The sequence below is a fragment of the Thermoanaerobacterium sp. RBIITD genome (genome assembly GCF_900205865.1).
Taxonomy (GTDB): domain Bacteria; phylum Bacillota; class Thermoanaerobacteria; order Thermoanaerobacterales; family Thermoanaerobacteraceae; genus Thermoanaerobacterium.
Genome location: NZ_LT906662.1, coordinates 3053557 through 3066037 on the forward strand (window position 1 = coordinate 3053557; position 12481 = coordinate 3066037).

The 12481-nt window shown below is 31.3% G+C and carries 7 protein-coding genes; 5 read left to right on the forward strand and 2 right to left on the reverse strand.

All coding sequences use genetic code 11. From position 1 onward, the window contains the following. Window positions 1–104 precede the first annotated feature (104 nt). On the forward strand, window positions 105–920 hold the full coding sequence (locus CPG45_RS14820; RefSeq protein WP_096232774.1) for a pyruvate, water dikinase regulatory protein: 816 nt from the start codon (window positions 105–107) through the stop codon (window positions 918–920). Then, a complete protein-coding gene (ppdK, locus tag CPG45_RS14825; protein ID WP_096232777.1) occupies window positions 921–3551 on the forward strand; it encodes a pyruvate, phosphate dikinase in 2631 nt (876 codons plus the stop codon). Between the two features lie 467 nt (window positions 3552–4018). Here the strand turns inward: ppdK and CPG45_RS14830 are convergent, their stop codons facing one another. After that, the gene (locus CPG45_RS14830; protein WP_096232779.1) at window positions 4019–4456 is read right to left on the reverse strand and encodes a PepSY domain-containing protein; all 438 of its coding nucleotides are present in this window, start codon (window positions 4454–4456) and stop codon (window positions 4019–4021) included. A 529-nt stretch (window positions 4457–4985) separates the two neighbouring features. Between CPG45_RS14830 and CPG45_RS14835 the strand changes: the two genes are divergently transcribed. Next, a complete protein-coding gene (locus tag CPG45_RS14835) occupies window positions 4986–6278 on the forward strand; it encodes an IS110 family RNA-guided transposase (protein ID WP_096232781.1) in 1293 nt (430 codons plus the stop codon). Between the two features lie 499 nt (window positions 6279–6777). On the opposite strand, the gene CPG45_RS14840 is transcribed toward CPG45_RS14835, so the two are convergent. After that, the gene (locus CPG45_RS14840; RefSeq protein ID WP_096232783.1) at window positions 6778–7821 is read right to left on the reverse strand and encodes a C39 family peptidase; all 1044 of its coding nucleotides are present in this window, start codon (window positions 7819–7821) and stop codon (window positions 6778–6780) included. Window positions 7822–9380: 1559 nt separating this feature from the next. Here CPG45_RS14840 and CPG45_RS14850 point away from each other — a divergent pair. Both CPG45_RS14850 and rnr read left to right on the forward strand, forming a co-directional pair. After that, window positions 9381–10106, forward strand: a complete 726-nt coding sequence (locus CPG45_RS14850) for a M48 family metalloprotease (protein WP_172856589.1) — start codon at window positions 9381–9383, stop codon at window positions 10104–10106. A gap of 152 nt (window positions 10107–10258) precedes the next feature. Further along, the gene (rnr, locus tag CPG45_RS14855; RefSeq protein ID WP_096232787.1) at window positions 10259–12388 is read left to right on the forward strand and encodes a ribonuclease R; all 2130 of its coding nucleotides are present in this window, start codon (window positions 10259–10261) and stop codon (window positions 12386–12388) included. Window positions 12389–12481: the final 93 nt, after the last annotated feature.

Sequence of the window (12481 nt, forward strand, 5' to 3'; positions counted from 1 at the left end):
AACCATTAGAAAACGTTAATCTAAAAACTGTTATTCGTATGGGAATGAAATTGTCCCACATGACTGATATGGTATTAGCTTATTTTTAGGAGGCTAAAATTATTGTGGATGAAAATGTTGTTATTTATCTCGTTTCGGATTCTAATATAGATACAGCAGAACATGTTGCGGCAATAGCCGCTTCTAGATTTGGTACCAATATAAGTCAGATAAAAAAATTTCCTTATGTTGGAGATAAAAATCAAATTGATGAAATAGCTATTGATGCATCAAATAACAAAAATAGTCTTATAATACATACGATGGTAGTTGATGAGCTTAAAAAGCACCTACTTAAGAAAGCCCAGCAGTTTAATTTGCGCATAGTAGATGTGATGGGACCGATTATGGATGCTATAGAAGGTACTACTGGTATACCACCTTCTGATTTGTTCTTTCCTAAGAGGAAATTGGATGAGGACTATTTTAAAAAGATGGACGCAATTGAATTCGCTGTAAAGCACGATGATGGAAAAGATGCTAACGGTATATTGTTGGCTGATGTGGTGATATTAGGTGTATCTAGGACTTCAAAGACTCCTTTATGTATGTACCTTGCACATAAATACATTAAAGCTGCAAATTTTCCGCTTGTTCCTGAAGTTGATCCACCAAAGGAATTATTTGAAATAGATCACAATAAAATATTTGGGTTAATGATAAATATTGATAATTTAATAGAAATACGTAAGGAAAGATTAAAATCCCTTGGATTAGATTCTAATGCAGTTTATGCTGCTAAAGATAGAATAATTAAAGAACTTAATTATGCTAAGGAGGTGATGCAAAAATTAGATTGTACAGTTATTGATGTAACCAATAAAGCTGTTGAAGAAACGGCAAGTATAATATTAAATAAAATTAATAAAGGAGGACTATAAATGGCAAAGAAGTATGTCTATTTATTTAGTGAAGGTAACGCATCTATGAGAAATTTGCTCGGTGGAAAAGGGGCAAACCTTGCTGAAATGACTAATCTTGGTTTACCAGTACCACAAGGATTTACTGTAACGACAGAAGCTTGTACTAAATATTATGAGGATGGCAAAAAGATATCTGATGATATTGTAGAAGAAATTTACAAACATATGGCTATTCTCGAACAAATAAATAACAAAAAATTTGGCGATAAAAAGAACCCGTTATTAGTTTCAGTGCGTTCAGGTGCAAGAGTTTCTATGCCTGGAATGATGGATACGATCTTAAATCTTGGATTAAACGATGATACAGTTATAGGACTCGCTGAAGCTACAAATAACGAGAGGTTTGCTTTTGATAGCTATAGAAGATTTATTCAAATGTTCTCTGATGTTGTTATGGGCATTGATAAGAATAAATTTGAAGCAATCCTTGATGCTGTAAAAGAAGAAAATGGCGCTAAATACGATACAGATCTAAATGCAGAAAATTTAAAAGAAGTTGTAAAGAGATATAAAGAATTGTACAAAAAAGAGATGGGTGTTGATTTCCCACAAGATCCAAAGGTTCAGCTTCTTGAAGCTGTTAAAGCCGTATTTAGATCATGGGATAACCCAAGAGCAATTGTATACAGAAGGTTAAATGATATACCTGGTGACTGGGGTACAGCCGTAAATGTTCAAACAATGGTATTTGGTAATATGGGCAATGATTCTGGTACAGGTGTTGCGTTCACAAGAAATCCTGCAACAGGTGAAAAAGCATTATTCGGTGAATTCTTAATGAATGCACAAGGTGAGGATGTTGTTGCAGGTATTAGAACACCACAGCCAATATCAACATTAAAAGATGTTATGCCAGATGTTTACAATCAATTTGCTGATATAGCCAATAAACTTGAAAATCATTATAGGGATATGCAAGATATTGAGTTTACGATCGAAAAATCCAAACTTTATATGCTTCAGACAAGAAACGGCAAAAGAACAGCACAGGCAGCTTTAAAAGTTGCTATTGATTTAGTTAAAGAAGGTCTTATTGATGAAAAAGAAGCTGTATTGAGAGTTGAGCCAAAGCAACTTGACCAATTGTTACATCCAACATTTGATGCAAGTGCATTAAAAGCTGCTAAACCTATTGCAAAGGGCTTACCAGCATCACCTGGTGCTGCTGCAGGAAAGGTATATTTTACTGCTGATGATGCAGTTGAAGCTACTAGAGGCAGAGGTGAGAAAGTCGTACTTGTAAGAATGGAAACATCTCCTGAAGATATCGAAGGTATGGCTGCCGCACAAGGTATTTTAACTGGTCGTGGTGGTATGACGTCACATGCTGCAGTTGTTGCAAGAGGTATGGGAACATGCTGTGTTGCTGGTTGCAGTGTTGCCTTGATTGATGAAAATGAAAAAGTTATGAAAATTGGCGATATTGTTATAAAAGAAGGAGATTACATATCGATAGACGGTAGTACAGGTAACGTGTACCTCGGCGAAATTAAAACTGTACCACCTTCATTAACAGGTAATTTTGCGACACTGATGAGCTGGGCAGATAGATATAGGAAATTAAAAGTAAAAGCTAATGCCGACATTCCAAGAGATGCAAAAGTTGCAGTAAACTTTGGTGCTGAAGGAATAGGTCTTTGCAGAACAGAGCACATGTTCTTTGCTGAAGACAGAATACCTGCAATGAGAGAAATGATTGTATCAAAGACTGAGGAGCAAAGAAGAAATGCTTTGAACAAGCTTCTTCCAATGCAAAGGTCTGACTTTGAAGGATTGTTTGAGGCTATGGGAGAACATCCTGTAACAATACGTCTTCTTGATCCACCACTACATGAATTCTTGCCTCATGAGGATGAAGATATAAAAGCTTTGGCAAACGAAATGGGAATGGCATTTGAAGATTTGAAGGCTACTGTAGAAAGTCTTAAAGAGTTTAATCCAATGCTTGGATTTAGAGGATGCAGACTTGCTGTTAAGTATCCAGAAATAGCTGAGATGCAGACAAGAGCTATAATTGAGGCAGCAATAAATGTATCCAATAAACTTGGTATTAATATTGAACCACAAATAATGATACCTCTCATTGGCGATATAAAAGAAATGAAATATGTAAAAGAGATTATAGTAAAAACTGCCGATGAAGTATTGAAAGAGAAGAATGCTAATCTTAAGTACCAAGTTGGAACAATGATTGAAGTACCTAGAGCTGCTCTTACAGCAGATGAAATTGCAAAAGAAGCTGAGTTCTTCTCATTTGGTACAAATGACTTGACACAGCTTACATTTGCATTCTCAAGAGATGATGCAGGTAAATTCTTAGAATCATACTATGACAAGAAGATATACGACTTTGATCCATTTGCAAAGCTTGATCAAAATGGTGTAGGCAAGCTTGTTGAAATGGGTACAAAATTAGGTAGACAAACGAGACCTGATTTAAGTGTAGGCATATGCGGAGAACATGGCGGAGATCCATCGTCAATTGAATTCTGCCATAAAGCAGGTCTTGACTATGTATCATGTTCACCATACAGAGTGCCAATTGCAAGACTCGCTGCTGCACAAGCTGCAATAAAGGATGAAAAATAAATAGCATAGAAATATGGTTTAATCTTTGAGGCTGCTTGCATATGTGTGCTGGCAGCCTTTAAAATTTGTATAAAAATAGTAAGTGTGTTAAAAGTATTTTTGATCCGATTATACATGTAAAACTTTTAATTAATATAGACTTATAGAAATATTGATGGAATTCATATTAAATGGATGAACGACAGAACTTTTAGCCGCTTTCGCGAAAGTTTATATCTTTATTATCTGGAAGCTGGCAGAGACCTTTTTTATAAAGAAATGGAAACCATGGTAAATGTATTTGCAAAATACTTTGATATAAATCCGTCTGTAAAAAAGGATGGACAGTATTATGGTGTCATTTAGTTGCAAAAAATATCTATAATAAAATCAAAATTCAGCTTTATGTTTCTGAACATCAGTTAGCGATCAAGCATAGCTGTTATAATCAGCTTAAAAAATGCTGCTTATGATACTTAACTCATATTTTACATATTGCTTTTTATTATCTTACCTCTTTTATCTATAACTTTATACTTCCCGGTATAAAAATCAATAAAAATCATTGGATATGAGCTGTGTTTATTTGTTAATATCTCCCAATAAACTAATTCTTTTCTAGGATTTTCTGTTGTTTCGTGTTTCAACTCTATTTTCCAAATATCGTCGCATAACTTATTATTATTTACAATTGATATTGCATCTTCTCTTGAAATACCATCTTTTGAGTTAACAATATATTCTAAATGTGGATTAAAAAAATGAATTTGATTTATAAAATAAATATTTTTATTACCTTTATTGTCAATAGCATTTACTACAGTTAATGGTCTACCAATATTATTAAAATGTAAAGAGGTAATTTTAACTGTATGTCCTTCATAAATAACTATAGAAATTGCTTGTATTTGCCTTAAAAAAAGCAATATAAAAAAACAGGTTATTAAAATAAATAATAACAGTATTTTGTATTTCTTTTTTATAATAATACCCTCCTAGTATAATATATTTGTAACAAAGTTACATGATTTATATCAAATCGGGAGTTAATACACCGAACAATAATTTAACATAGCCTTTCTATGTTCGGATTTATTCTAATACTTAACTCCCATATTATGCATATCTTGTCTTAAATGACTTTATATGTCACATCTTAAAAGTCATTTAAGCTGCTTTTAAATAAATAATTTGGGATATCCTTTAAGCCGGTATAGACTTAAGCTTTAACTTTGTGTACAATCTTCTCTGAATAGAGGATAGATGTACCACCCCCTGGGAGATCATCTTTATGGTCTATACCTGTGATTAAGCTAATTTTTCCATTTAGTGAGGATTAATGTTTTGGCTGGTTGGGACCGGCTTTTCGGGATACCCGCGTCACATGCTAAGTTGTTTACTCACTAAATAGAATGGATACTCTTATTCACTTTTACTTAAAGGAGTTGTTGTTTAATGAATTTTTTGCCTAATTATATTAGTGTTGGTATTGATGTTGCAGCTGATTTTAGCTGGTTTTGCATCTTGACACCTGATGGAAAGGAGTTTAAAAAGCCATTTAAGGTTGAACACGATAATGCTGATTCTCTAAAGAACGCTGTTCTGACAATTAAAAAGGCAGAAGAGCAATTCTCCATGAAATCTAAGATATTTCTGGAGTCTACGGGAATCTACCATTTCCCACTCTTCTGCCACCTAAAAGAATTAGGATTTGAGGTTTTTGTTATTAATCCTCTCATTACTAATTCTAACAAAAATATTGGTATAAGAAAAGTGAAAAATGATAGATTTGATGCAAAACGTATTGCTGCTATTGGTTATTCGCCTGACACTAAGCTTTCTGTTATGCCTACTGAATTAATTTTAAATCTTAGATGTTTATGCAGAGAGTACTATAGCCTTGCCGATAATCGTACTTCTTATGTGAATAAACTTAAAGCTCAATTGCATATTGTTTTTCCTGGCTTCTGCAAGGTTTTCTCTGATATTACTGGAATTACAGCTATTTCTGTGTTAAAAAGATTCCCAACACCAGAAGATGTTATAAATGCTCAACCTGATGAAATTATTGAACTTATCTCATTGTTATCAAGAAAAGGCTTAAATTACGCTAAAGCTAAGTATGATAAGTTATTTAAATCTGCTAAAAACGCCTTAAATTTCAGGTATAATTTGTCTTCTGTCTATGATGTACTAAAAATGTATATTTATTTCATAGAAGAATTTGATAAAAAGATTAACCTGATATTATCTGCAATCAAGGCATTTGTGGATAAAAATAAGTCTGAGAAATTTGTACAACAAATTTATTACCTCGATTCTATACCTGGTGTTGGTTTTCTTTCAGCGGTTACTCTTATGTGTGAGATAGGCGATTTTTCAGCATTTAGCAAACCCAAGCAGCTTTTTGCATATTTTGGTGTAGATCCTTCTGTTAATGAATCTGGACATTTTAAAGGTACTGACAATAAAATGTCCAAAAGAGGTTCTAAAATTGCTAGGCGTGTTCTTTATGCCATTGCTTTAGCTTCTGTAAGAGTAAAAAGAAATGGCATAGCAATAAATCCTGTACTTTATGATTATTACCAGAAAAAGAAGGAATCCAAACCTAAAAAAGTAGCTCTTGGAGCAATTATGCACAAGATTTCAGACATTGTATTTGCTGTTCTAAGGGATAATAAGCCTTTTGTATTAAAGACACCTGATGAACACAAACTACAATATCAGAACATTCATAAAGCTGCTTAAACTTCTGCATTATGCTTGGAAATAACTATTAACTCTATTAAGTTTTCAAAGTTCGGCTCTTAATTGAGTTTGTTTGCTATACCCTTTTTTGCAACGTAAAAAAGTTTAAATTTCTTTCTAAAACCTATTGACTTTTACTAGCTGGTCTTAGAATTTTAACAAGCCTAATAATAATTTTACTGTAAAAAGTCATTTTCTGGAACACATCTTTAATCAGTAACGCTTCGACTTGCGATTTATTCCATGGTGGCTTAGCTCTGAATGCCTCAAACAACATATTAGGCTTCAAAACTGGTTCGTATTCAGCTACTATTTTGCAGCTTGGATTTGCTATAAAATTACTTTTTGCAGTAATATCAATAGTATAAATAATGTTTACTTAGATTCAGCAAGTAAAAAATCCAGATCAAATATTATTTTATATATTTAATTTTATTAAATAGTTCAATCTTTCTGCTGAATCTAAGTTTATAATATCAATTTTATTTAGTGATTACATTTACATACCCCATATTGTATATGCAAGATTACTAATATAGGATTTATCATAATTAAAATCTCTATATACATCATTGGTATTCCAACCATAATGAACAACATACCAATAATTTGTTGTATAACCCATAAATACTACATAATGACTGCCGTAATATGGGTGTAATAAATAAAGTACAGTACCTGGTCTATTATTATTTACTTCATTTTTAATTGAGTCATAACTTGTTACAAGGTCCCCAGTATAAAACTGACCATAGTAAACTCTATTTGTATATTGATTTAATCCATTTTTATACCATAAAAAAGGTGTTGCACCGGCTGTTGTTCCCATATCTTTTGTAAGTTGTGCTATATCATTATCTGCATTACCTGTTATTAATTTAGGATAACCATTATGCGCCCAGAAGTACAATAAATTATAAGCTGCTACTGGTCCACAAGATCTATTTCCAACAACTTGTTCTATTCCAACATTATAAAGTATTTTACCAGATGATAACGCGGTTACACTAGTTGTAATGTTTTTTGTTTTTAATAAATTTTTTGCATCCTTAGTTGTATCTACACTTAATTTTACACTACTATCATATGTAAAATCAAATATTTCTTTGGATTTTGATTTTTCATCTTCTGCGGCTACACCATAGTTTGATGGTCCATCATACAATAATGTTATTTTCTTATTATTAAATTTGTCTGATTTAGCTTTTATATATTCAGAAAGATAGTCTGAATATGGTGATTGGCCAAGAGCATATTCAACAATTTTATCAGTTTTAGGGTCTACAATGACATATCCAATTATTTTGTTACCATGCAATATATTATAAAGGTAAGCGGATAATTGTTCGTCCGAATTATATAAATTTATTCTTTCACTTATTTTTTCTCCATTCCAAATCATAAATTCACCGTAATTTGAAATGTTCTTTATTTGTGCTTCAACATTTTTATCTACAGTGCTATCCATAGCAAAAACTAAACTAAAGGTAGAAACTGTAAGAAGCGTAACAACTAGAAGTAATAAAACTAATTTCTTTAACATAAAAAACATCTCCTCATCTGAAAATTATTTTTCTTTTTTCCTTATATAAATGAAAAATCACATATAAGGTAATTTTTATCATATCACATCCTTTCATATTTTTACATATTTATTTAATTAGTGTAATTATATCATAATTAATTTTGCTAAAAATTACAAAAAAATAAATTTTTTATTAAATTTTTCTTAAGAAAATCAAGTAATTATTTTTAAACACTCTAATTTTACCTAAAATGCTTTGATTAATGTGCCAAAAGTATTTTTTTATCCAATTATACATGTGAAACTCTTAATACTGACTGAATTATGGTAAAATAGAAATATAGTTGGCATTCATATTAAACGAATTTCAACAAATCACAATGGATGACAAATTTTTAAACTTGGATGAGAGAGCAAAAAAAGTTTGTATTAAATTTACTGGCGAAAGACTTTGCTGAAATAATATTTTCGGCAATAAATGAGAGATATTTTTCTGTATTGTACATCGATAATGCCGCTTCTCGTCTAAACAGCCCAGTAAACGCAATAATTGGATCACTAATACTAAAAGAAATGTTTAACCCTTACAGATGACGACCCGACCTATTAGCAAGTATCCTATGTTATATCCGTTTTCAGTATGCACTTCATACTACAAGCTTTAAAAGTCAACCTTTTAGCGAAAGGACTTTTAGCCGCTTTCGCGAAAGTTTATATCTTTATTATCTGAAAACAGTGAGAGATCTTCTTTATAAAGAAATGGAAGCCATGGTAAATGTATTTGCAAAATACTTTGATATAAATCCATATGTTAAAAAAGGATGGATAGTATTATGGTGTCATTCAGTTGCAAAAAATATCTATAATATAATCAAAATTCAGCTTTATGTTTCTGAACATCAGTTAGCGATCAAGCATAGCTGTTATAAGCAGCTTAAAAAATGTTGCTTATAACTCTTTAATTACTTTGTAAAAATTATTTCATATAATTGATTTATTCCTTTAACTTTTTGAAGGATTTTTTGTATTTTAATAGAATATATATGTTAAGTAAATAACAGGTTTATGTAATGTAATATTTATGCAGGTGAAATTGTATCCTGAATTAATATGAGTTTAAGTAATATCCTTATAGATAAAAATTAGCAGAATTAGCGGCGTGGATAGTCCGCGCCGCTCTTATATCTTGGTGTTTTTCTGGGGTAGAAGTTTTTGCATTATTAACACCACTGGAACAAGGATTCTTACATACTAATTTTTCAAGATATCTTTTATTTTTTATATTTAGTTTATTTATAAATATCTTAGCGTCGGGATTACCTAAATTAAAACCGGTTAAAATGCGTCCAATCTGCAAGAAAGTAGAGTATTATTATACAAATACATGGACAACACTTAATTTTCTTCTTCAAGGTTCAAAGAATCAGAAGATTAAAAGAAATATAATTGTATTATCAGGCTTAAAGAAAATTTGCATACCAATAGACATGAGTCACTTATTTATTGAAAATACAGAGCCTATAAAAAAAGTCGAATATATAAAAACAATAATTATTATGATAATAGGTTTAGTATTGATGATTATTGCACCAATTGGAATAATAAAACTTTATGATTATATTGCAACTGTTTTGATACTGTTAGGTATGCCTGAAAAATTTGCAGGACATATAATATTTGATACCAGTATAATATTATTTTATTTTTATTTTATTGGACCATATGTATTTTCTACATTAAATTATAAAAACTCATCTGCTGTTGTATTTAGTAAACTGATTTTAAATGATGGTAATTATGCTGTCTATGAAAGTCCTATAATGCCTTTTTTGCAAGGTTGTCCGCTGGGGATGGCGCATAAGGGAAAAATTTTTGTTAATTCCTTTATATCTAAAAATCAAAACATTTTAAGTTATGTAATAGCTCATGAAAAAGGTCATATTGAGGATCATTATAATAATATAATGAGAAATTTTTTTTCGCCTGTAATTTTCCCGTGGGTTGTTTATATTTCTGTATTAATTGTTGATTATTTACATTTTATTGGAAAATTACATTATACTTTTTGGACGATGATTATTGCAGCGGTATCTGTAATTTGTTTAATATTAATAATTTTTATACAAATCGAACAGAAGTGTCAGCAACGAGCAGACGAGTTTGCTATCAGAAAAATAGGTATTGATAATGCGATAAAAGCCTTGCAAGAGTTAGCATATGGAGATACTCTGCTGCCAGAAAAATATAAATATAAATATAGATCTCAAGCGATTAAATTAATACAAAGGTTAAAACAAAAGTGAAAAATGAAAATTATTTTATAGTTTTTCTTCAATATTTCTCATGGTAGATGTTATAATTATAATAGATATTGGAAAATTAATTATGTAAGAAATTTGGCATGTATTTATTTCAATTATTAATACTTAATTTTAATGGATTGAGAGGAATCGGTATGAATTTTAAATATAAATTATTAGAGCTTTTTAATGACGAAAATTATAAACCTTCTAAGATTGATAATATTTTGAAAATGCTTGATGTGGATTATAGTCAAAAAGGCATTGTTGAGGATCTATTAAAGGATTTGGAGAAAGATGGGACAATATATAAAACAAAAAATGAAAAGTATGCTTTATCAGAAAGGCTTGATATAATAAAAGGCAAAATAGATGCCACATCAAGGGGTTTTGCTTTTTTGATACCAGAAAATGAAAACATTAAGGATATATTTATTTCTAAGGACAATTTAAACAGTGCAATGCAAAATGATATTGTATTAGTTCGGGTGATAAAAAAAGTTGAAGGTAAAAAGTGGGAAGGCGAAGTTGTAAAAATACTCAAGAGGGCTAATTCTACTATAGTTGGCACTTTTGAAAAAAGTCGCAACTTTGGCTTTGTAGTTCCCGATGATAGGAGCATCACACAAGATGTATTTATTTCAAAAGCTGATACCATGAATGCCGAAGATGGCATGAAAGTGGTAGTTAAAATAACTAAATGGCCAGAAAAAAGGAGAAGTCCTGAAGGAAAAATAGTTGAGATTTTAGGCAGGAAAAATGATCCTGGAGTAGATGTACTGTCAGTGATTCGCTCATACAATATACCAGAAGAATTTCCTCAGAAAGTGATAAGAGAATCAGAAAATATCGAAGAAAAAATATCCAGTGAAGAAATATCAGGAAGGACAGATTTGCGCCACCTGAATATTGTGACAATAGATGGTGAAGATGCCAAGGATCTTGATGATGCTGTAGCAGTAGAAAAACTAAAAAGCGGTGATTATATACTTTATGTTAGCATTGCAGATATCAGTCATTACGTAAAAGAAGGTTCGGAACTTGATAAAGAAGCTTTAAATAGAGGTTGTAGTGTATATTTCGTAGATAGAGTTATACCAATGTTACCTCAGAGATTATCAAATGGAATTTGCAGCCTCAATCCATCAGAGGATAGATTGACACTTACAGTCAAAATGAAGATAAATAGAGATGGTAATGTTATTGACCATGATATATTTGAAAGTGTAATACGAAGCAAAAAAAGAATGACGTATACTAATGTATACAAAATTTTAGAAGGAAATGATGATGAATTAAAAGAGCGTTATAGAGATTTAGTAGAGGATTTTAATAATATGAGAGATTTGGCAAACATATTGTTAGAAAGAAGAAAAAGACGCGGCAGTGTAGACTTTGATTTTGAAGAAGCAAAAATAATTGTTGATGAAAATGGAAAACCCACCGATATTGTAAAAGTTGAAAGGAATATAGCGCATAGGATTATTGAGGAATTTATGCTTGTTGCAAATGAGACAGTTGCCGAACACATGCATTGGATTAACGTGCCATTTGTGTATAGAGTTCATGAGCATCCTGATATGGAAAAGTTGATGGCATTTAATAAATTTATACACAATCTTGGTTATCACATAAAAGGCATTGGAGGAGATGAAATACATCCAAAAGCTTTACAAGAACTTATAAAACAGGTGAGAGGGAAGAATGAACAAAGGGTCGTAGAGACGCTTTTATTAAGATCCCTCAAGAGAGCTAGATATAGCCCAGAGGATTTAGGCCACTATGCACTTGCAACGCAGTATTATACTCACTTTACATCACCTATAAGAAGGTATCCTGATCTGATAATCCATAGGATTATTAAAGAGAATATCCATGGCAAATTGAATGAGAAACGGCAGGAACATTATAACAAAATATTAAATGATATTTCATTAAAATCTTCAGAAAGGGAAAGAGCGGCAGATTCAGCAGAGAAAGAGATAGAAGATTTGAAGAAAGTAGAGTACATGAAAGAAAGAATTGGAAATGTATATAAGGCTATAATTGCTAATGTCACCAATTACGGATTTTTTGTAGAGCTAGACAATACTGTAGAAGGATTGGTCGACATAGATACACTAGATGATGACTACTATCATTATGATGATGAAACATATACGTTGATAGGAGAAAGAACGAAGAGAAAATTCTCTATAGGTGATGTAGTGTATGTGAAAGTTGTTGGGGCAAATGTCGACAAGAGAGAAGTAGATTTTGTATTGGCAACTCCTGACGGTAAATAAACTTCAAAATTTATTTTATGACCATTTTAAACTTTATCTGTATGAGAATTTGTTTTATTTCTTCAAAAATAGAACATGAAGAGGCAGAAGCAC